Annotated in this window: 1 protein-coding gene; it reads left to right on the top strand. The window is 77.4% G+C overall.

The window, feature by feature from the left end; genetic code table 11:
• A partial coding sequence (locus Q4550_RS23880; protein WP_303536748.1) for a hypothetical protein occupies positions 1-243 on the top strand: 243 nt, incomplete at both ends.

Genomic DNA, 243 nt, shown 5'->3' with positions numbered 1-243 from the left:
CCTCCCGGCCGTTCCGGGCGCTCAAGCTGTGGCTGGCGCTGCGGGTGCACGGCGCCGACGCGTTCCGCGGGGCGATCGAGCGCAACCTCGGCCAGGCCCGGTTGCTGCACGGGCTCGTCGCGGAGCATCCGCGGCTGCGCGCGCTCTGCGGCCGGCCCCCGCTCTCGGTCGTCCCGTTCCAGCACGTCCCCGCGGACCCCGCGGTCGACCTCGACGACCACAACGCCCGCATCGTCCGCCGCC

This window comes from Anaerobacillus sp. 1_MG-2023 (assembly GCF_030547345.1).
GTDB lineage: Bacteria > Bacillota > Bacilli > Bacillales > Guptibacillaceae > Guptibacillus > Guptibacillus hwajinpoensis_B.
The sequence above is the reverse complement of the archived record's forward strand: the minus strand, read 5'-3'. Positions and strand labels throughout refer to the sequence as shown.